General features: G+C 66.3%; 16 protein-coding genes. 7 read left to right on the forward strand and 9 right to left on the reverse strand.

Annotated features, from left to right (window positions below; all coding sequences use genetic code 11):
- Positions 1-10: 10 nt before the first annotated feature.
- Positions 11-1,021: a polyprenyl synthetase family protein gene (locus tag QW863_RS21030; RefSeq protein ID WP_315717243.1), complete on the forward strand. Its 1,011-nt coding sequence runs from the start codon at positions 11-13 to the stop codon at positions 1,019-1,021.
- A gap of 263 nt (positions 1,022-1,284) precedes the next feature.
- Here QW863_RS21030 and QW863_RS21035 read toward each other — a convergent pair whose 3' ends face one another.
- The 3 genes from QW863_RS21035 to QW863_RS21045 all read right to left on the reverse strand — a co-directional run bounded on the left by QW863_RS21035 (position 1,285) and on the right by QW863_RS21045 (position 6,046).
- Positions 1,285-2,187 (reverse strand): 4-(cytidine 5'-diphospho)-2-C-methyl-D-erythritol kinase, encoded by a 903-nt coding sequence (locus QW863_RS21035; RefSeq protein ID WP_315717244.1) that lies wholly within the window; start codon positions 2,185-2,187, stop codon positions 1,285-1,287.
- Between the two features lie 162 nt (positions 2,188-2,349).
- Positions 2,350-4,146 (reverse strand): tetratricopeptide repeat protein, encoded by a 1,797-nt coding sequence (locus QW863_RS21040; RefSeq protein ID WP_315717245.1) that lies wholly within the window; start codon positions 4,144-4,146, stop codon positions 2,350-2,352.
- Positions 4,147-4,387: 241 nt separating this feature from the next.
- Positions 4,388-6,046, reverse strand: coding sequence for an electron transfer flavoprotein-ubiquinone oxidoreductase (locus QW863_RS21045; protein ID WP_315717246.1), 1,659 nt, complete (start codon positions 6,044-6,046; stop codon positions 4,388-4,390).
- Between the two features lie 305 nt (positions 6,047-6,351).
- Here QW863_RS21045 and QW863_RS21050 point away from each other — a divergent pair, with 305 nt between their 5' ends.
- Entirely contained in the window at positions 6,352-7,170 is an 819-nt protein-coding gene (locus tag QW863_RS21050) for a uracil-DNA glycosylase (RefSeq protein WP_315717247.1), read from the forward strand.
- A gap of 111 nt (positions 7,171-7,281) precedes the next feature.
- On the opposite strand, the gene QW863_RS21055 is transcribed toward QW863_RS21050, so the two are convergent.
- The 3 genes from QW863_RS21055 to QW863_RS21065 all read right to left on the reverse strand — a co-directional run bounded on the left by QW863_RS21055 (position 7,282) and on the right by QW863_RS21065 (position 11,283).
- Entirely contained in the window at positions 7,282-8,790 is a 1,509-nt protein-coding gene (locus QW863_RS21055; protein WP_315717248.1) for a glycosyltransferase family 39 protein, read from the reverse strand.
- 209 nt (positions 8,791-8,999) lie between these two features.
- Entirely contained in the window at positions 9,000-9,827 is an 828-nt protein-coding gene (locus QW863_RS21060) for a ribonuclease HII (protein WP_315717249.1), read from the reverse strand.
- 277 nt (positions 9,828-10,104) lie between these two features.
- Positions 10,105-11,283 (reverse strand): PA0069 family radical SAM protein, encoded by a 1,179-nt coding sequence (locus QW863_RS21065; protein ID WP_315717250.1) that lies wholly within the window; start codon positions 11,281-11,283, stop codon positions 10,105-10,107.
- A 190-nt stretch (positions 11,284-11,473) separates the two neighbouring features.
- Between QW863_RS21065 and QW863_RS21070 the strand changes: the two genes are divergently transcribed.
- From QW863_RS21070 to QW863_RS21085, 4 genes are all read left to right on the forward strand, one after another.
- Entirely contained in the window at positions 11,474-13,891 is a 2,418-nt protein-coding gene (locus QW863_RS21070; RefSeq protein WP_315717251.1) for a phosphoketolase family protein, read from the forward strand.
- A 176-nt stretch (positions 13,892-14,067) separates the two neighbouring features.
- Positions 14,068-14,640 (forward strand): glycosyl transferase, encoded by a 573-nt coding sequence (locus QW863_RS21075; RefSeq protein WP_315717252.1) that lies wholly within the window; start codon positions 14,068-14,070, stop codon positions 14,638-14,640.
- A gap of 64 nt (positions 14,641-14,704) precedes the next feature.
- Positions 14,705-15,634, forward strand: a complete 930-nt coding sequence (locus QW863_RS21080; protein WP_315717253.1) for a helix-turn-helix domain-containing GNAT family N-acetyltransferase — start codon at positions 14,705-14,707, stop codon at positions 15,632-15,634.
- Positions 15,635-15,753: 119 nt separating this feature from the next.
- Positions 15,754-16,176: a hypothetical protein gene (locus QW863_RS21085; protein ID WP_315717254.1), complete on the forward strand. Its 423-nt coding sequence runs from the start codon at positions 15,754-15,756 to the stop codon at positions 16,174-16,176.
- A gap of 40 nt (positions 16,177-16,216) precedes the next feature.
- On the opposite strand, the gene moaB is transcribed toward QW863_RS21085, so the two are convergent.
- Both moaB and QW863_RS21095 read right to left on the reverse strand, forming a co-directional pair.
- On the reverse strand, positions 16,217-16,780 hold the full coding sequence (moaB, locus tag QW863_RS21090) for a molybdenum cofactor biosynthesis protein B (protein ID WP_315717255.1): 564 nt from the start codon (positions 16,778-16,780) through the stop codon (positions 16,217-16,219).
- 9 nt (positions 16,781-16,789) lie between these two features.
- Positions 16,790-17,710: a neutral zinc metallopeptidase gene (locus QW863_RS21095; RefSeq protein WP_315717256.1), complete on the reverse strand. Its 921-nt coding sequence runs from the start codon at positions 17,708-17,710 to the stop codon at positions 16,790-16,792.
- A 384-nt stretch (positions 17,711-18,094) separates the two neighbouring features.
- Here QW863_RS21095 and QW863_RS21100 point away from each other — a divergent pair, with 384 nt between their 5' ends.
- Entirely contained in the window at positions 18,095-19,228 is a 1,134-nt protein-coding gene (locus tag QW863_RS21100; protein ID WP_315717257.1) for a site-specific DNA-methyltransferase, read from the forward strand.
- Positions 19,229-19,231: 3 nt separating this feature from the next.
- On the opposite strand, the gene QW863_RS21105 is transcribed toward QW863_RS21100, so the two are convergent.
- On the reverse strand, positions 19,232-20,260 hold the full coding sequence (locus QW863_RS21105; RefSeq protein WP_315717258.1) for a hypothetical protein: 1,029 nt from the start codon (positions 20,258-20,260) through the stop codon (positions 19,232-19,234).
- Positions 20,261-20,325 lie beyond the last annotated feature (65 nt).

Raw genomic sequence — 20,325 nt, forward strand, 5'->3', positions numbered from 1 at the left:
GGAGACCAGAGTGGCGGTTATCGTACCTTTCGAGAGTCCATCGGGAGCCTCCATCGATGGGCTGGTCGCGCTGGTCGCAGCCGACATGGAACGGGTCAACGCTACGATTTTGTCGCGCACCGGCTCGGACGTCACGATGATCCCGGAGGTCGCAAACCACCTGATCTCCTCCGGCGGCAAGCGGTTGCGGCCGATGCTGACGCTGGCGATGGCGCATCTCACAGACTACACCGGCGACGGTCACGTCAAGCTGGCCGCGGCCGTCGAGTTCATGCACACGGCGACGCTGCTCCATGACGACGTGGTTGACGAGAGCGAAATGCGCCGCGGCAAATTGTCGGCGCGCATGCTGTGGGGCAACGAGGCCAGCGTGCTGGTCGGTGACTTCCTGCTCGGCCAGGCGTTCCGCATGATGGTCGAGGTCGGCTCGCTGCGTGCGCTCGACATTCTCTCGGCCGCCGCCGCCACGATTGCCGAGGGCGAGGTGATGCAGCTTGCCGCCGCCAAGAACACTGCAACCACCGAGGACGAATATCTCGCCGTGATCCGCGGCAAGACCGCCGAGCTGTTCGCCGCGGCCTGCGAGGTCGGGCCGGTGCTCGCCGATCGGCCCAAGGCCGAGCAGACCGCCTCGCGGTCCTTCGGCATGAATCTCGGCATCGCCTTCCAGCTCGTCGACGACGTGCTCGACTATGGCGGCAAGGCCGCCAAGCTCGGAAAGAATGTCGGCGACGATTTCCGCGAGGGCAAGATCACGCTGCCGGTGGTGCTGGCGTTCCGCCGCGGCAGCGACAGCGAGCGTGCCTTCTGGATCAAGGCGCTGGAGCGCGGCGAGATCAGCGATCACGATCTCGACCATGCGATCGGGCTGATGAACAAGCATCGCGCCTTGGAGGACACGATCAGCCGCGCGCATCACTACGGCGCCATGGCCGTCGACGCGCTGGCGCTGTTTCCGGCGTCACCGATGAAGACCGCGCTCGAGCAGGTGGTGGCGTTCTGTTTGGCCAGGTCGCATTAGTTGGTGAATCTGGGCCTGCCCTTCGTGATGTCATGCCCCGGCGCAGGCGGTGTGCGTTAATGCGCCCTCGCCCCTTGTGGGAGAGGGCATGCAGGACAGAGCAACAAGCTCGCTTGGGTGAGGGGTATGCCTCAGCAAGCGCGGCGTCCGCGGACAGATGCCCCTCACCCAACCCAGTACGTGGATGAGCCGGCGATGCCCTCTCCCACAAGGGAAGAGGGCGCTGTATCGGGAAGCCGCTCGCCGCTAGTAAGTAATTACGACTAACTCAACGTCCCCGCATGCACCCACCATTCGGGGTGCGCGACGGCGATCTCTGCGCCGGCGGCCTTCGCGTCGACCTCGCTGCCGTAGATCGCAAAGCATGTGGCGCCAGAGCCGGACATGCGTGCCAGCAGCACGCCGGCGCTCGCACGGAGAGCGTCGAGCACGGTGCCGATGATCGGCTGCACCTTTAAGGCTGGCGGCTCGAGATCGTTCTTCACCTGGTCGAGCGCGGCGCCCCAATGGGCGATGGTGGCACCGGCCTTCGGCCAGGACGGCGCCGTGAGAACATCCGTCACGCCGACCAGCAGATCGCCCGGCTTGAGGCCGAGCGCCTGGAACACGTCCTTGGTCGCCACCGGCACGCGCGGATTGATCATCACGCAGGGCAGGACGGGAAGCGCGAGCGGCTGCAGGTTCTCGCCGACGCCGGTCATGGTGCAGGCGTGCGAGGGCACGCAAACCGGCACGTCGGCGCCGGTCTTCAAGGCGACCGCAGTGAGGCGCGGGTCGTCCAGCGACAGGCCATTCAGCTTCGCCAGCAGCCGCAGCGCCGCTGCGGCATCGGCCGAGCCGCCGCCGATGCCGGCGGCGACCGGCAGCACCTTCTCCAGCGTGAAGGCGCCAAGCTTCAGGCCCGGAACGGCCTCCGCAAGCAGCCGCGCCGCCTTCAGCACCAGATTGTCCGTGGTCTCGCCGCAGGCCTCCGCGAGCGGCCCGGTTGTCGTCAGCCTCAGCTCCGGGCCCGGCACCAGCGTAAGCTGGTCCGCGCAGTCGGCGAAAGCAACGACGCTTTCGAGATCATGGTAGCCGTCGACCCTGCGGCCGACGACCCGCAGGGTCAGATTGACCTTGGCGCGCCCCTGCTCCTGCAGCGCGCCGGTGACCGTGGACGCCAACATCGGCGCAATGCCCCCAGCATGTTCGGTGGCGGATCCGGTATCGCGCTCGGCCAGCGGCCGAAACGAACGTGGCCGGCACCGCCACACGCTTCATCAAAATCATCCGGGCTCCCCGGCAAGCCGAGGAGCCCGTGATGGCTCTCACCTCGTGATCAGGGCGACCTAGCCGCCCTTGCCGTCGTCCTTCTTGGCGTCGGACGGCGTGTCCTTGCTGTCGTTGCTCGCCGCGGCCGGCGCCGGATCGTCGGTCAGGCCGTTCTGGATCTTGGCCTCGATCTTCGGCAGCTCCTCGGCCTCGGGCTTCAGGTCGCGGGCATGAGCCCACTGGAACTTGGCTTCCAGCTTGCGGCCGATCTTCCAATAGGCGTCGCCGAGATGGTCGTTGATGGTCGGATCCTCGGGCTTGAGGTCGATCGCGCGCTCGAGGTTCTTCACCGCCTCTTCGTAGTTGCCGATGCGGAAATAGGCCCAACCGAGCGAATCGACGATGTAGCCGTCGTCCGGGCGCTGCTCGACCGCGCGCTTGATCATCTTCATGCCTTCGTCGAGATTGACGCCCTGGTCGATCCACGAATAGCCGAGATAGTTCAGCACGTGCGGCTGGTCGGGCTGCAGCTCGAGCGCCTTGCGCATGTCGGCCTCGGCCTTCGGCCACTGCTTGGAGCGCTCCAGACAGATACCGCGATAATAGTAATAGACGCTGTTGGCCTTGTCGTTGTTGGCGGGCAGCGAATCGACGCCGAGCGAATAGGTCTTGGCGCAATCGGCGAACTTCTTGCGGCCGCGCTCGATGTTGCCGAGCGCCATGATCGCCTCCAGGTCCTTCGGATCCTGGGCAATCACGTCCTTGAGGATCTTGATCGCCTCGTCGCTGCGGTCGGCGCTGTCGAGATCGGTCGCCAGCTGGATCTGCGCATTGCGCTTCAGCGGCGAGCTCGCCGGCACCCGCTCATAGACCTTGATCGCCATCTGCGGCTTCTTCACCGTCTCGTAGAGATCGGCGAGTGACAGCAGCGCCAGCGGATGATTCGGCTGCAGGTGCAGCGCGAGCTGCAGATAGACCAGCGCCAGATCCTCGCCGCCGCGGCGACTCAACGTGGCGCCGATGCCGTACAGCGCCTCGGCGGCGCCGGCCTGGGCCGAATCGACCAGCGGCGGCAGCTTCCTGCCGGCCTTGGTCTCGCGCAGTCCCTCCTGCACCAGCGGATGGCGCGCGAGCTTCTTGTCGAAGGCTTCATAGATCGCGGTCGCCGCCGCCGCATCCTTGTTGCGCGACAGCCAATGCGCATAGGCCTCGGTGATGCGCAGCATCGAATCGTCGAGCTTGTAGGCGCGCTCGAACCGCGTGCCGGCGTCCTTCTCCTTGCCGGCCAGCTCCAGGATCATGCCGGCATGAAGATCCTTGAACAGCGGATACCATTCGGGACCGGTCAGCTTGTCGATATTGGCGACGGCGGCCTTCGAATCGCCCGCGCCCGCCGCGGCCCACGCCGACAGCAAGGTGGCGACGAGATCGGTGATCGGCCCGCGCACCGACTGGTTGATGTTGGTCTGGGCGGCAGCGTATTTCTTCTGCTTGATGTCCTGCACGCCGACCACGAGACGCGCGATGCGGTTGGACTTGTCGATCGTGAGCACGCGCTCGGCCAGCTTCACGGCCTCGTCGATATCGCCATCGGCGACCGAGGAGATGAAGGCGCGGTCGAGCAGCTCGTTGTTCTTCGGGTCGCTGCGTAGCGCCGAGCGGTAGAACGCCGCCGCCGAGGCCGCGTCGCGCTCGACGCTGGCGTGGCGGGCCGCCAGATAGCTGCCCGACGTGGTGAGCGACTTCAGATCGACGCCGGTCGGAAATTTTGCGGCGTTGTCCGCAGGATGATCCGGCGTCTGGGCCAGGACGGCACCGGGGATCAGCAAGGCAGAAACGGCAATTGCGGTCCAGCGATTGCGAATTGACAACATCACGGTGCGCTCTGGTTGTTGGAAATGACGGATCGGTACGGACACGAACCCGATCGGCAGCTCTTCAAGGCGCCGACAATGCCGCGTTTGGCGGCCAACCGCAAGGATCTGCAGGATATTCGGGTCAGCCGGGAGCCCCTTTGGCGAAGGTGACCTGCGTCAAACCGCGCCAGTATGGCCGTATCGTGGCCGGCTGCCCTCCCCGGAGCAGCCGACTCACGCAATCGTGCGTTATACGAGGCTACATCGCCTCGTAGTTCGGCCCACCGCCGCCTTCCGGAGGAACCCAGGTGATGTTGCCGTTGGGATCCTTGACGTCGCAGGTCTTGCAGTGGACGCAGTTCTGCGCGTTGATCACGAAGCGCGGGCTGGTGCCCTCCTCGACCCATTCGTAGACGCCCGCCGGGCAATAGCGGTTGGACGGCCCGGCATAGACGTCGTGCTCGGAGCTCTTCTGCAGCGCCATGTCGGCGACCTTCAGATGCACCGGCTGGTCTTCCTCGTGATTGGTGTTCGACAGGAATACCGAGGACAGCCGGTCGAAGGTCAACTTACCGTCCGGCTTCATCGCCGGCTTCGGCTTGTGCGCCTTGGCGGGATCGAGCGTGGCGCGATCGGGCTTGACGTGCGACTGGGTGCCAAACAACGAGAAACCGAGCGTGTTGCACCACATGTCGAAGCCGCCGAGCGCGACGCCGAGCACCGTGCCGAACTTCGACCATAGCGGCTTGACGTTGCGGACCTTGAACAGATCCTCGCCGACTGGCGAACCGCGCCAGGCGTTCTCGTAACTGACCAGTTCGTCATTGGCGCGGCCGGATGCGAGCGCGGCATTGACGTGCTCGGCCGCGAGCATCGCGCTGCCCATCGCGTTGTGCACGCCCTTGATGCGCGGCACGTTGACGAAGCCCGCGGCGCAGCCGATCAGCGCGCCGCCGGCGAACGACAGCCGCGGCACCGACTGGTAGCCGCCCTCGGTGATCGCGCGCGCGCCGTAGGCTAGCCGCTTGCCACCCTCGAACACGCCGCGGATCGAGGGATGGGTCTTGAAGCGCTGGAATTCCTCGAACGGCGACAGATAAGGATCGTCGTAGTTCAGGTGGACGACGAAGCCGACCGCGACGAGATTGTCGTCGTAGTGATACAGGAACGAGCCGCCGCCGGTCTTCATGTCGAGCGGCCAGCCGAACGAGTGCTGGATCAGGCCCTTCTGGTGCTTGGCCGGATCGATCTGCCAGACTTCCTTGAGGCCGATGCCGAACTTCGCCGGCTCGCTCTTGGCGTCCAATGCGAACTTCGAAATCAGCTGCTTGGACAGGCTGCCGCGCGCACCCTCGGCGAACAGCGTGTACTTGCCGAGCAGCTCCATGCCGCGCGTGAACGAGGCTTTCGGCTTGCCGTCCTTGCCGATGCCCATGTCGCCGGTGGCGATGCCGCGCACCGCGCCCTGCTCGTCATACAGCACCTCGGTGGCCGCGAAGCCCGGATAGATCTCGACGCCGAGCGCCTCGGCCTTGCGCGACAGCCAGCGGCAGACATTTCCGAGCGAGCCGATGTAGCAATGATGGTTGTCCATCAAGGGCGGCATCGCGAAGCCCGGCAGCGAGATCGCGCTGCTCTCGGTCATCCAGAAGAACTTGTCGACCTTGACCTGGGTCTTCAGCGGGCAATCCTCGTCCGACCGCCAGTCGGGGATGAGCTTGTCCAGCGCCGCCGGATCGATCACCGCACCAGACAAAATGTGCGCGCCGACCTCGGAGCCCTTCTCGACCACGACGATGTTGAGGTCGGCATTGAGCTGCTTCAGCCGGATCGCGGCAGTCAGGCCCGACGGGCCGGCGCCGACGATGACGACGTCGAACTCCATGGATTCGCGCGGAGGTAACTCTTCGGTGCTCATGTCTCTCAATCTCAGGCCCGGCCGGTGCAGTGGATTTGACCTTTGCATCCCCCTGGCGCGTGCAAAGGTCAAACCCGGAGCTGCAACAGCAACAATGACTTAACTAGGGTTCCTGGAGGCGCCGGCGGTTCGCTGATGGGCTGGTCCTGAGGGGGAGCGAACGCTGGCGCCGGAACACTAGGGCGTTCCGTCCCTTTTTTGGGTTATTCTAAGCTCTTGTTTCCGATTTTTCGGGGCAGGACAACCACCGAAATGCATTCCGCCATGCGCCGAGGCGGCGTACATTGTTGCCACGATCGATCATGATGACCCCCGAGCCCCTCCCCGACGTCCGCCAACTGCTCGCCTTCTATCTGGAGGCCGGGGTCGATTGCGCCTTGGCCGACGAGCCGATCAACCGGCTGGTGGAGCCTGAGGCCGCATCCCCTGCCGCTCCTGCCGCCCGTCCGGCGGCGGCGCCGCAAGCCGGCCGGCTATCCGCGCCGGCGATCATTGCGCCGCGCGGCGAACCGCCGCCTCCGCCGGAAGCGGCCGTCGCCTCGGCCCGCGAGGCGGCGCTGACAGCGCCGACCCTGGAGGCGCTGCGCGAGCTCCTGGAGACTTTCGACGGTTGCGCACTGAAGCAGACGGCATCGCGACTGGTATTCGCCGACGGCAATCCGCAGGCGCGCATCATGCTGGTCGGCGAGGCGCCCGGCCGCGACGAGGACATCGAGGGCCTGCCATTCGTCGGCCGCTCCGGCAAGCTGCTCGACCGCATGATCGCCGCGATCGGGCTCGACCGCAGCAAGGTCTACATCGCCAACGTCATTCCCTGGCGGCCGCCCGGCAACCGTACGCCGACGCCGCAGGAGACGCAGATCTGCCTGCCGTTCATCCGCCGCCAGATCGAGCTGGTCGATCCGGACGTGCTGGTGACGCTCGGCAACCCGTCGACGCAGGCGCTGCTCGGCACCACCGAGGGCATCATGCGCACGCGCGGCAAATGGCGCGACTACGACACCGGCAAGCGCACCATCCGCGCGATCGCCACCTTCCACCCGGCCTATCTGTTGCGCTCGCCGTCCTACAAGCGGCTGTCCTGGCAGGACCTGCGCGCGATCGCGAAGGTGATGGCGGTCTGAGCCGAACTCTCTCCGCGTCATTGCGAGCGAAGCGAAGCAATCCAGAATCCCGCCCAAGCCTCTGGATTGCTTCGTCGCTTCGCTCCTCGCAATGACGGCTTATGGAAAGCGCTACGGTCCCTTCGGCCGCACGATGGCCCAGCCGATGCGCAGCACCGGCTGGCGGCCATTGATCAGCCAGTCGAAGCTGCGCGGCACCTCCGGCACCAGCCCAGGAAAGCGCTGGGCGATCTCCGGCGGTGGGGTGCCGACCGTGTCGGAGGCGCGCCATACCACGACGCCGCCGCTCTCGGCGAATTTGGCCGGCGTGACCCAGGGGGTCCGCTGCGGGGTGGCATCGAGGAACAGATGCGCGCGGCGGCGGCCGAGCGCGACCAGGCTGGCGAGCTGCGGATCGCCGGCGACCGCCTGCAGCGGCTGGTTGGTACGGCGCTCAAAACTCTCGACGAAGAAACGGGAGATGTCGCGGGCCGGCATCGCCGTCGCGACCTCGCGGTCGCCGAGCAGCGGCAGCACCACGGCGCTGCCCGCCGCGAGGATGGCGGGCGCGGCGATCGCGACCGCCCAGACCAGGCGCAGCAGCCGCTGCCGACGCAGATAGATCAGATCACCCGACGCGACCACCAGGGCAAGGCCGACCATGGTCAGGGTCACGGCAGTGCCGCCGAACACGGTCGAGAGGCCGAACAGGCCGGCGATCAGACTGCCGGCCAGCGCCGGTGCAATCGCGAAGCAATAGACGAAGTCGCGCGCGAGCGGCGGCACCGAGCGGCGATAGATGATCGGCGCATCGGTCTCGCCGCGATTGATCCAGCCGGCGTCGAGCAGCACCAGCAGCAGCACGGCCGAGATCGCCAGCAGCAGCCCCCCCGCCAGCGCGAGCCAATGCCAGGCGCGCACCGAGAGTTCGGCGAGAACGGGCAGCGCTGGTAAGCCGACACTGTCGGAGCGCAGCACGAAAATGAGATAAGGCAGCGCCAGCGCCACCACCACGAGCAGCGCGAACAGCGGATCGAACGAGCGCAGCACGCGGCGGCCCTGCGCAGTCGAGACCACGAAGCCCGCGATCAGCAGCAGCAGGCCGGTGGCGGCCGGCGTGGTCAGCAGCAGCAGGCCGGCCTCGATCGACCAGGCAAACCAGGCGTTGCGCCGGCCCTCGCCGAGAATCCGCCAGCTATGGAGCAGCAGCAGCGCCCAGAGCGGACGCGCCAGCACCTCCGGACCGAATTCCAGCGTGGGCGCACCGAACGCGGTGATGGTCATGGTCAGCAGCACGGCAAGCACCGCCTGCTGGCCGCCGACGATCGCCGCCGCCAGGAGATACATCACCCACAGACTGAGCGCCGAGCACAGCACGGCCAGCACGTAGACGCCGAGCAGATGATTGCCGGCAAGGCGATAGGCGACGTCGGACAGCCAGAACGACAGCGGCGGCCCGAGATCGGTGCCGACCTGGTACTCGCGTCCGAACGCGATGGTGGTGGCAAGCTGGCCGGGCGGGCTGCGATAGAACAGCATGGCCACGCCGAGCCACATCAGGGCCTGGCACAGCACCACGATGACGACGACCAGCCGCGGCCTTGCGCGGATCAGTTCGACAACCAGGGACGTGAAACGCATGAACGGCTGGATCGCTTGGCTGAATCGCTGAGGACGTCGAGGAGGCCGGCAGGACCGTCGCTCATCCGCAGCAGCCTCGCTGTCCGACGCCCGCAATCGATACCGCACGATCGGGGCGCACAACACCGCCCCTGCTGCGAGGAGTGACACTTCGTGCTGGCTGGCTGACCAAAACTATTAAGACCGCGGCGACCGCGAGGCAACCTGCATCAGACCCCGAGCGAGATTTCGGTGGATGTCGCCACGGTCACCTCGGCAAACAAATCCGGCTCCGGGACGTCGGTCCACGGCTGATGCTTGCGCCGGGCGGCCACGACGGGTGCGAACAGGCTGCGGTGATGCACCGACGGTCCGAGCCGGTCCAGCGCAGCGAGGTGCTCCGGCACGGCATACCCCTTGTGCTGCTCGAAGCCGTAGCCGGGGCAATCCTGCGCCAGTGCGCACATCAGCCGGTCGCGCGTGACCTTGGCGACGATCGAGGCGGCGGCAATCGACATCACCAGGCCATCGCCGCCGATCACCGCCTCGCAGCCGCAATCGACGTCGATGCGGTCGCGGCCGTCGACGAAGACGTGCTTCGGCGCCTCGGGCAGCGCCCTCACGGCGCGCGACAGCGCCCACAGCGAGGCCCGCAGGATGTTGTCGCGATCGATTCGCGCCGGCGAGGCGACAGCCACTGCGAACGCCGACGTCTTGCAGATCTTGTCGAACAGCGCCTCGCGCTGCTCCGCGCTCAGCCGCTTGGAGTCATCGAGGCCTTTCGGGATGCGCGCGGGATCGAGAATCACGGCCGCGGCGACCACCGGACCGGCCAGCGGCCCCCGTCCCGCCTCGTCGCAACCGGCGACCGGCCAGATGCCCTGCTTGAGCAGCGCGCGCTCCCGCCGGAAGCTCGGCGGCGCCACCGCGATGACGCCCTTGCCGAGCTTGGCGGGAGTCTTGGTCGCCGCCCTTGCCGCAGCGACTTTCGTCGCAGCCGCGCTGGCCGCTTTCGTCCTGCCCGGCTTTTTCGATTGGTCGCGAATCATGGCGGGCATGGTGCGAAACGAGGCGCAACGGCGCAACCCGGAACCCTGCTCAATTCCCCGCTATTCAAAGCCGCCGACTGCACGTCTTGATCCGGCAGAGCTGGTAGAGGCAGGCGGCTCGACGGCTTGCCCCTCTTTCCAGCCACTGGGTAGTTCCTGCGTTTTCGACCGCAACCGCCAGATGCAGATAGTCTCCGGTGGCAGGCTCCGGATGATTATCGCCTCGACACTCGCGCTGCAAGCACCTAGCGAACGTCGAGCACCAATTCAACGTTCGCCTTGGCGCTCAAAACAAGCTCAACTGCTGCCCGCCGCCCTTCGGCCGGACGAAATGATCGGTCGTCAACTTGGTCCGGCGCTTGTTCAGGCCGAGCTTTTCGCAGGCGATCTCGAAGCGGCGGCCGATCATCCAGGCCATCGGGCCTGTCCCCTTCATTCGCGTGCCCCATTGCGAGTCGTAATCGCGGCCGCCGCGCATGTCGCGGATCAGGGTGAAGACGTGGCGGTAGCGGTCGGGATAATGCTCGAGCAGCCATTCGCGGAACAGGTCGCGCACCTCCAGCGGAAGGCGCAGCAGCACATAGGCCGCCTCCTTGACGCCGGCATGGGCGGCGGCATCGAGGATGCGCTCGATCTCGCTGTCGTTGAGCGCCGGGATGACCGGCGCCACCATCACCGTGGTCGGAATGCCGGCCCTGGACAGCGCCTGCAGCGCCTCCAGCCGTTTTGACGGCGTCGAGGCCCGCGGCTCCATGGTGCGCGCCAGCTTCGGATCCAGCGTGGTCACGGAGATCGCGACCTTCGCCAGGTTCCTCTTGGCCATCCGCGCCAGGATGTCGGCATCACGCATCACCAGCGCCGACTTGGTCACGATCCCGACGGGATGGCCAACCTTTTCCAGCACCTCGAGGATGCCGCGCATGATCTTCCGCTCGCGCTCGATCGGCTGATAGGGATCGGTGTTGGTTCCGATCGCGATCATCCGCGGCTCGTAACCGCTGGCCGCGAGCTCCTTTTCCAGGAGCGCGGGCGCATCCGGCTTCACGAACAGCTTGGATTCGAAATCGAGACCAGGCGACAGCCCGAGAAACGCATGGGTTGGCCGCGCGAAGCAGTAGACACAGCCGTGCTCGCAGCCGCGATACGGGTTGATCGAGCGATCGAAACCGATGTCCGGCGAGTCGTTGCGGGTGATGACCTTGCGCGAGGTATCGGTCGCGACCGTGGTCTTGAACGGCGGCAAGTCCTCGAGACTCTGCCAGCCATCGTCGAAGACGACGCGAGCCTCCGCTTCGTAGCGGCCGCTCGCATTGGATTGTGCACCCCGGCCGCGGCGCCGGCCCCGTTCGATGGCGACCGCGAGTTCGGGGAAGTCGTTTTCCGGGCCAGATGAAGGCGCGCCCACCGGCTCGGAGGGCACCGGGACCGGCGGGCGCTTGAGGGCATGTGAAGATGCTCGGCTCATGGCCAAGACATAGCACACAAAAAGAACAATACAAGAACAAAAGAGAACAACGTCTCGGAACGGTTCTGGAGCCACGGAAGGCCAACCATCACATTCCCGTTCTATCCTTCGCAGCGCACTGGAACGGAATGGTGCGGCGTTACTCTAATGCACTTCCCGCAGGCGCGAAGCGGACGGCAAGCGAGGTTCCATGAACATCACGTCTTCCCACCAGACCAACACGGCCGACGATCTCGACCTGCTCGATCGCTATTGGCGCGCGGCGAACTATCTCTCGGTCGGGCAGATCTATCTGCTGGACAACCCGCTGCTGCGCGAGCCGCTGAAAGCGGAGCACGTCAAGCCGCGCCTGCTCGGCCACTGGGGGACGACGCCCGGACTGAATTTCATCTACGCCCATCTCAATCGCGCCATCCAGGCGCAGGATCTCGACGTCATCTACGTGTGCGGTCCCGGCCATGGCGGCCCCGGCATGGTCGCCAACACCTATCTCGAAGGCAGCTACAGCGAGATCTATCCGGACATCACGCGCGATGCCGATGGCCTGCGCAAGCTGTTCCGGCAGTTCTCCTTCCCCGGCGGCATTCCGAGCCATGCCGCGCCCGAGACGCCGGGCTCGATCCATGAAGGCGGCGAGCTCGGCTACGCGCTGGTCCACGCCTATGGTGCGGCGTTCGACAACCCCGATCTGATCGTGGCTTGCGTGGTCGGCGACGGCGAAGCCGAGACCGGGCCGCTCGCCGCATCCTGGCATTCGAACAAATTCCTGAACCCGGCCCATGACGGCGCGGTGCTGCCGATTTTGCATCTCAACGGCTACAAGATCGCCAATCCCACCGTGCTCGGCCGCATGGGCGATGCCGAGATCAAATGCCTGTTCGAGGGCTACGGTTACGAGCCGCTGTTCGTCGAAGGCGCGGAGCCGAAGGCGATGCATCGCCAGATGGCGGACGCGCTCGATGTCGCGCTCGCGAGCATCCGCTCGATCCAGCAGAATGCGCGTCAGCCGGATGCAACGATCCAACGGCCGCGCTGGCCTATGATCGTGCTGCGCAGCCCGAAGGGCTGGACCGGGCCGAAGGAGGTCGACGGCCTCAAGGTCGAAGGCTTCTGGCGCGCCCATCAGGTGCCGATCGCCAATCCCCGCGGCAAGCCGGAGCATCTCGCGCTGCTCGAAGCCTGGCTGAAGAGCTACGAGCCGGAGGCGCTGTTCGACGCCCAGGGCCGTCTCGTGCCGGAGTTGCAGGCGCTGGCGCCGAAGGGCACGCGGCGCATGGGCGCCAACCCGCATGCCAATGGCGGCCTGCTCAAGCGCGAGCTCAGGCTCCCAGACTACCAGCATTTTGCGGTCGAGGTGTCCTCTCCGGGCCAGACCATGGCTGAAGCCACGCGCGAGCTCGGCAAGTTCCTGCGCGACGTGATCACGCTGAATGCAGAGACACGCAACTTCCGCATCATGGGCCCGGACGAGACCGCCTCGAACCGGCTCGATGCCGTATTCGAGGTCACCGAGCGGGTGTGGATGGAAGGCATCGAGCCCTACGATGTCCACCTCGCCCATGACGGCCGCGTCATGGAGGTGCTGAGCGAGCATCTCTGCCAGGGCTGGCTGGAGGGCTATCTGCTCACCGGCCGCCACGGCCTGTTCTCCTGCTACGAGGCATTCATCCACATCGTCGATTCGATGTTCAACCAGCACGCCAAATGGCTGAAGGTGTCACGCGAGCTGCCGTGGCGGCGCCCGATCGCGTCGCTGAACTATCTCCTGACCTCGCATGTCTGGCGGCAGGACCATAACGGCTTCAGCCATCAGGACCCCGGCTTCGTCGACCTCGTCGCCAACAAGAAGGCGGACATCGTCCGCATCTACTTCCCGCCGGATGCCAACACGCTGTTGTGGATCGCGGACCACTGCCTGCGCACCTACGACCGCATCAACATCATCGTTGCCGGCAAGCAGCCGGCGCCGCAATGGCTGTCGATGCAGGAGGCGGCGACGCATTGCGACGCCGGCATCGGCATCTGGTCTTGGGCCGGCACCGAGCCCGCCGACGAGGAGCCCGACGTGGTGATGGCCTGCGCCGGAGATGTCCCGACCCTGGAGACGCTCGCAGCCGTCGACCTGCTGCGCAAGGAATTGCCCGACCTGAAGATCCGCGTGGTCAACGTCGTCGACCTCATGACCCTGCAGCCGAAGCAGGACCATCCGCATGGCCTCAGCGACCGCGACTTCGACAGCCTGTTCACCACCAACAAGCCGGTGATCTTCGCCTATCACGGCTATCCGTATCTGATCCATCGCCTCACCTACAGCCGCACCAACCATGCCGGCATGCATGTGCGCGGCTTCATCGAGGAAGGCACCACGACGACTCCGTTCGACATGGTCGTGCTCAACGAGCTCGACCGTTTCCACCTCGCCATCGAGGCGATCGAACGCGTGCCCGGCCTCAGCGTGTCGGCGGCCCATGTGAAGCAGAAATTCCGCGATGCGCTGATCGAGCATGCCCGCTACATCCGCGCGCATGGCGAGGACATGCCGGCGATCCGCGACTGGGTGTGGCCGAACAGCGCCGGCGGCACCACGCCGACGCAGGCAGGCGACTGAGCCAGTCAAGCGCGAGCTTCAGCAACACGGCACCTTGAAATAGCACCGTTCGGGCGCAGCCCCGAACGGCGCGGCCAGGTGCGTGCTGCAAAATTCCGCAGCGCAGCGGGCTGATTTGGCTATGACAAGATGATAACAGTCATGCCGGAGGCGCGACAGATAGCGATGCCAGTTTCATGCTGAGCGTGATCATTCCGACCGAAGGTGTCGAGCAGACCGCCGTGGCCACCCTGTCCGCGCTGGTGCCGGGCGCCGCGGCCGGTGTCGTCACCGAGGTGCTGCTGGTCGATCGCTCGCCCGATTCCAGCGTGATCGAGCGGGTCGCGGACGTCGCCGGCTGCCACTTCATGAAGTTCGAGGGCTCCCAGGCCGCGGCCCTGGCTGCAGGGGCCGCCAGCGCGCGTGCGCCCTGGCTGATGTTTCTGCCCGCCGGCGCGATGCTCGATCCCGGCTGGATCGATGAAACCATGCAGTTCGTCCAGAGCGTCGCCACCACCGGCCGGCCGCGCGCTGGCGTCTTCCGCTATGCCCGATCTCCCTATGCCGCAATCAGCCTGCGCGACCGGCTGCGCGCGGTTGCGCGGGTCCTGGTCGGGCCGCTCGGCGACCAGGGTCTCCTGATCGCCAGGGATCACTACCGACAGCTCGGCGGATACAAGCCCGACCACAAGCGCGCCGAAACGCGGCTGCTGCGTCAGCTCGGCCGTTCCTCGCGGACGATGCTGCGCAGCCGGATCGTGATGGTGTAGCGGCACGACAATACTTGCCAAAGTCAATCAATTGGTTGACAATGGCAAATATTGGAGGTGCCCCATGAATTCCGCCCCAGCCGACGGCCAGGTCGCCGCCATCCGCGCGTTCAACCGTTTCTACACGAGGAAGCTCGGCGCGCTGGACCAGCATCTGCTCGACAGTCCGTTTTCTCTGGCCGAGGCGCGTGTGCTCTATGAACTCGCACAGTACGACGCCATCTCGGCCAAGGAGATCGGTCTCTCGCTCGGCCTCGATGCCGGCTATCTCAGCCGCATCGTCCAGAGCTTCGACGAGCAGGGGCTGATCACCCGCACGCCTTTGCCAACCGATCGCAGGCAGCAGCAGCTCGGCCTGACCGCAAGAGGCCGGCAGGCCTATGCCAAGCTCGACCGCAGCTCGCAGAAGGAGATCGCGGCCATGCTGGCGCCGCTGGCGCCATCCGTGCGCGACCGGCTGGTCGGTGCAATGACGACGATCGAGACCGCCCTGGAGCCGCAGCAGCCGGGCCGCTCCCCAGTGCTGCTGCGCAGCCATCGCCCGGGCGACATCGGCTGGGTGGTTTCACGGCACGGCGCCGTCTACGCCGAGGAATATGGTTGGGACGTCTCGTTCGAGGCGTTGGTCGCCGAGATCGGCGCACAGTTCATCAGGAGCTACGACCCGGCGCGCGAGCACTGCTGGATCGCCGAGCTTGCGGGCGAGCCGGTCGGCTCGATCTTCCTGGTCAAGGGCAGCGATGAGGTCGCCAAGCTGCGGCTGCTGCTGGTCGAGAAGAAGGCCCGCGGTCTCGGCGTCGGCCGGGCCCTGACCGAACAATGCATCCGCTTCGCCCGCGAGAAGAACTACAGGACGATCGAGCTGTGGACGCAAAGCATTCTCACCGCCGCGCGCGACATCTATGCCCGCGCCGGGTTTCGCAAGATCGCCGAGGAGCCGCACGCCATGTTCGGCGTCCCGCTGACCGGCGAGACATGGCGGCTCGAGTTGTAGCCGGGCGGCTCGTGCAGCAACCGCCGGTAGGCCGAGATCACCGCCACAACAGGCTGCGCATGCCGATTGCGAAGTTCCCGCGCGCCGGTACTATCCCGCCAAACAGGGCGGGAGCAGTGATGGAATCGATGGTGCGATCGAAGCTTGCGGCGCTTGTCGCGCTCGCGGGCCTGTTTGGGGTCGAGGCTGGGACGGCGGCTCGCGCCGCGCCCAAAGGGCGCGCAACGGTCGCGATTACGCGCACGACGGACTTCCTCTATCTGGCGGCACCAGCGGCGATCGAGATCAATGGCGCCAAGGTGGCGAGCCTTGGCCGCGGCGAGAGCTACAGCGGCTCGATTGCGCCCGGCGCCACCACGATCACCGTGTCGACATGGTCCTCGCCGGGCTCGTCGAACATTCGTTTCGCCGCCGTGCCTGGCAAGACCTACCGGATGGTCGTGGGACCGCGCGGCCAGAATTTCGCGGCCAGCATGATGGGCGGCCTCATTGGCGCGGCGATCGAAGGCGGCGGCGCTTTCGAGATCGTACCAACGAAGTGAGACGCGCGATCGACGCGCGGTGCCGCATCGCGCCGTGGCCCTATGCCGTCGCGCCCTGCGCCTTGGGCCGGCGCAGATGCTCGCCGAGCCGCGGCATGATCTCGACGAAGTTGCAGGGTCGCGTGCGGTAGTCGAGCTGGGGGGCGAGGATGCCGTCCCAGCCGTCGCGGCAGGCCCCCGGTGATCCCGGCAGGCAGAAGATATAGGTCGCACCGGCGACGCCGGCCGTGGCCCGGCTCTGGATCGTCGACGTCCCGATCTTGGCGTGGCTCAGCATGTGGAAGGCGATCGAGAAGCCGTCCATGCGCTTCTCGAACAGCGGCTCGATCGCTTCCGGCGTGACGTCACGGCCGGTGAAGCCGGTGCCGCCGGTGGTGATGACGACATCGACGCCGGGATCGGCGATCCACGACTTCACCACCGCGCGAATCTTCTCGACGTCGTCGGTGACGATCTCGCGCGCCGCGAGCCTATGGCCGGCAGCGGTCAGGCGGTCACTCAGGGTGGTACCGGACTTGTCGTCGGCAAGCGAACGCGTGTCGGACACCGTCAGCACGGCGATGTTGAGGGGAATGAAGCTCTTGCTCTCGTCGATCGCCATCATCGCGTCTCCCTACAGCGAACTGGCGCTGAACGTATTGCAGGCCTGCACCGTGCCCTGCTGGTAGCCGATCATGAACCAGCGTTTGCGCTGCGCGGCGGAGCCATGGGTGAACGAATCCGGCACCACGCGTCCGGTCGCCTTCCGCTGCAAGGTGTCGTCGCCGATCGCCGAGGCCGTCGTCAGCGCGGCGTCGATGTCGCCCTCCTCGAGGAAGCCCGGACGCTTCTTGGCCTCGCGATTGACCCAGACCCCCGACAGGCAGTCGGCCTGCAGTTCGACCTTGACCTGCAGCGCGTTGGCTTCGGCCTTGTTGTCCGACTGCTGCTGCATCCGCGTCACGCGCGGCAGGATGCCGAGCAGGTTCTGGATGTGGTGCCCGGCCTCGTGCGCAATGATGTAGGCCGCGGTGAACTTGCAGGCGCTGCCCGAGCAGCCCCGGAAGCGCGTCTCGACCTCGCGGAAGAAGTTGGTGTCGAGGAAGATCTGCCGGTCCGGCGGACAGTAGAACGGCCCCATCGCCGACTGCGCCATGCCGCAGCGGCCGCCATTGGTGCTGTTGCGAAACAGCACGATCTTGGGCCCGGTGTAATTCTGGCCGCTGGCCTGGAAGATCTCGCTCCAGCGGTCGTCGATCTCGCCGAGCACGCCGGCGATCATGTCGCCCATCTCGTCCTTCGGCGCGCCGGTCTTGCCGGGCGAGCGCCGATCGGCCTGCTGGGTCGGTGCGCCGCCGTGGCTGAGCATCTCAGCGCCGCCGATCAGGATGCGCGGATCGATGCCGAAGGCGTAGCCGATCAGGCCGAGAACGATGATGGTGCCGATGCCCAGCCCGCCGCCGCCGATCGGCAGACCCATACCACCGCCCATCCCGCCGCCTTCGTCGCGACGGTCATCGATGTCGTCGCTGCGACGGAAATCATCGTAACGCATGGGCGGCCTTTCCTCACGATTCTTGCGCGGCTCTGCGCGAAATGCCTAACGCGGCAAACAGGTAAAATTTCCACTGTGTTAATCAATAACCCGGCCGGCAAATTTTGCCTAGCGCCGCCGAAAAAACTGGCCCGCGCCGAACCTCGATCGGCTGCGCTCGCGCGCGGCCGGCGCGAAAAACCCATCGCAATCGGCGTCTTGCGCAGAGACCATCGTGTATCGACGAACGGAATTCGTCGCCGGTGCGCGTGATGAATGCGTGCGCATCGATGCGAATAATTTTCCGGGTTAAGTCCATTTTTACTTTGCCGGGTCAATGTGTGGGCAGTCGGTTGTTAGGTCCCGCGTCGCCGACAGCGTCGCCTGAGTCAGAGTTCTTGAGTCATGGTAGAGTCGCGTCGCGGGGCGTCTGCAAGGGCGCCCCGCACTAAATTTCAGACCCTCGAAGAGCAACGAATCATCGTCGGCGACTGCGTCGCCGAGATGTCGAAACTGCCAGGCGCATCGGTCGACCTGGTGTTTGCAGATCCTCCCTACAATCTGCAGCTCAAGGGCGAGCTCAAGCGTCCCGACGAATCGCAGGTCGATGCGGTCGACGACGATTGGGACAAGTTCTCCTCGTTCTCCGCCTATGACGACTTCACGCGCGCCTGGCTGCTTGCCGCGCGCCGCCTGATGAAGCCGAGCGCGACGATCTGGGTGATCGGCTCCTATCACAACATCTTCCGCGTCGGCGCGATCATGCAGGATCTCGGCTTCTGGATCCTCAACGACATCGTCTGGCGCAAGTCCAACCCGATGCCGAACTTCCGCGGCCGCCGCTTCACCAACGCGCACGAGACCATGATCTGGGCCGCGCGGGACGAGAAGGCGAAGGGCTACACGTTCAACTACGAAGTGCTGAAGGCCGCCAACGAGGACGTCCAGGCGCGCTCGGACTGGCTGATTCCGCTGTGCACGGGCGAGGAACGGCTGAAGGACGGCGACGGCAAGAAGATCCATCCGACGCAGAAGCCGGAAGGCCTGCTGGCGCGGGTGCTGCTGTCATCCTCGAAACCCGGCGATCTGGTGATCGATCCGTTCAACGGCACCGGCACGACCGGAGCCGTGGCAAAACGCCTCGGCCGCCGCTACATCGGCTTCGAGCGCGACAAGGTCTATGCGAAGGCGGCAGAGCGGCGCATCGCCGCGGTCGAGCCGCTGCCGGAGGCAACGCTCGCACCGTTCATGACGGCGCGCGAAGCGCCGCGCGTCGCCTTCTCGGAGCTGATCGAACGCGGCATGATCGCGCCCGGCACCAAGCTCGTCGACTCCAAGCGCCGCCACGGCGCGCTGGTGCGCGCCGATGGGGCCATCATGCTGGGTGACAAGGTCGGCTCGATCCACCGCATCGGCGCGGTGGCGCAAGGCTTGCCGGCCTGTAACGGCTGGACCTTCTGGCATGTCGAGACCAAGGGCGGGCTCAGGCTGATCGACGAATTGCGCGCCGAGATCCGCTCCGAGATGTCCGCCGCCTGACGCTCAGGAATTCCGGCGTTCCTGTCCGGAATAGCGCGCCAGCAGGTCTTCGACCTCGTACTGCTCATCGTAGCGAGCGTCGTCGCGCGGCACGACCGAGACCTGCGCTGTCGACTGCGACGATTTACCCCGGCGTCCCGCCAGCGCCGGATAGTAGCTGTCCACCGGCGGCAGGTGCATGCGATCGAGCTCGGGCTCCGCCGGCCAACGCGTGACGCGCCGGGCGGCCACCGGCTCGATGCGAAGCTGCCGCCTGCTCCGGGCGCGCGCAAACAGCACGCTGATCGAGAAGCCCGCGATCGCGACTGCGCCCAGGAAAGCAAACATCCGCGTCTTGGACGCATCATCCCCGGACATGCCGATCGTCACGGCCGGCGACGCATCCGCAGCGGCCAGCGCCGGCGTCGCGGGAGCAGCCGCTTCCGCGGCGTTGGTGTCGCTGGCGGCCGCGAGCGTGTAGGAGGACGCGCGGGGCGCGGCGGGCTGCGCCGCTGCCTGCAGCGTGCCGGACTGGTCGGGCCAACGCGTCGCAACAGCAGATTCGTTCACTGCCGCGCCGACCGGGTCGGGCGCAGCCGCCGCCGGCGCTGACGCCACGGGCGCCGGCGCGACGACCGGTGCAGACGCAGCCGGAAATGCAGCAGCCGACGGAAAGGCAGACGTCGCCGCCACGGTCGGTGTCGAGGACACGACCTTCACCTCATCGGCGGCGTCCTTGGACGACGATTGGATCTCGGCACGTGCATTTGCCGCGGTCGACGAAAGCTGAGCCCGTTCCTTCTGCGAGGCGAGCTTGCGCGTGACCAGCGACGCGCCCTTCGCTTCGCGATCGTCGTCGCGCAGATACCAGCACTGCTTCTTGGTCGCGCGATCGATGCGATAGAACCAGTGCTTCCCCGCCGGCGTCCCCGCAGGCTTTGCAAGGCATTCGTCTGCAGCCGATGCCGGTGTAAACTCGATTGTCGTCGCAGCCGCTCCCGCCAGCACGGCGACAGCAACGCACGGCAACAAACTCGTCGTTCGATTCGTCATCAGACCTCCGACGATTCAACGCGCCCCCGCTGCGCCGTTTCGGCGATGACTTCGTTCGGAATAAG

The sequence above is a fragment of the Bradyrhizobium sp. SZCCHNR1017 genome, from assembly GCF_032381375.1.
Taxonomy (GTDB): Bacteria; Pseudomonadota; Alphaproteobacteria; order Rhizobiales; family Xanthobacteraceae; genus Bradyrhizobium.

Bases quoted from the DNA above. Each gene is read 5' to 3' on its own strand.
- QW863_RS21035 (WP_315717244.1), bottom strand. From the start codon at position 2,187: ATGTTGGCGTCCACGGTCACCGGCGCGCTGCAGGAGCAGGGGCGCGCC.
- QW863_RS21040 (WP_315717245.1), bottom strand. From the start codon at position 4,146: ATGTTGTCAATTCGCAATCGCTGGACCGCAATTGCCGTTTCTGCCTTG.
- QW863_RS21045 (WP_315717246.1), bottom strand. From the start codon at position 6,046: ATGAGCACCGAAGAGTTACCTCCGCGCGAATCCATGGAGTTCGACGTC.
- QW863_RS21050 (WP_315717247.1), top strand. From the start codon at position 6,352: ATGACCCCCGAGCCCCTCCCCGACGTCCGCCAACTGCTCGCCTTCTAT.
- QW863_RS21055 (WP_315717248.1), bottom strand. From the start codon at position 8,790: ATGCGTTTCACGTCCCTGGTTGTCGAACTGATCCGCGCAAGGCCGCGG.
- QW863_RS21060 (WP_315717249.1), bottom strand. From the start codon at position 9,827: ATGCCCGCCATGATTCGCGACCAATCGAAAAAGCCGGGCAGGACGAAA.
- QW863_RS21065 (WP_315717250.1), bottom strand. From the start codon at position 11,283: ATGAGCCGAGCATCTTCACATGCCCTCAAGCGCCCGCCGGTCCCGGTG.
- QW863_RS21070 (WP_315717251.1), top strand. From the start codon at position 11,474: ATGAACATCACGTCTTCCCACCAGACCAACACGGCCGACGATCTCGAC.
- QW863_RS21075 (WP_315717252.1), top strand. From the start codon at position 14,068: ATGCTGAGCGTGATCATTCCGACCGAAGGTGTCGAGCAGACCGCCGTG.
- QW863_RS21080 (WP_315717253.1), top strand. From the start codon at position 14,705: ATGAATTCCGCCCCAGCCGACGGCCAGGTCGCCGCCATCCGCGCGTTC.
- QW863_RS21085 (WP_315717254.1), top strand. From the start codon at position 15,754: ATGGAATCGATGGTGCGATCGAAGCTTGCGGCGCTTGTCGCGCTCGCG.
- moaB (WP_315717255.1), bottom strand. From the start codon at position 16,780: ATGATGGCGATCGACGAGAGCAAGAGCTTCATTCCCCTCAACATCGCC.
- QW863_RS21095 (WP_315717256.1), bottom strand. From the start codon at position 17,710: ATGCGTTACGATGATTTCCGTCGCAGCGACGACATCGATGACCGTCGC.
- QW863_RS21100 (WP_315717257.1), top strand. From the start codon at position 18,095: ATGGTAGAGTCGCGTCGCGGGGCGTCTGCAAGGGCGCCCCGCACTAAA.
- QW863_RS21105 (WP_315717258.1), bottom strand. From the start codon at position 20,260: ATGACGAATCGAACGACGAGTTTGTTGCCGTGCGTTGCTGTCGCCGTG.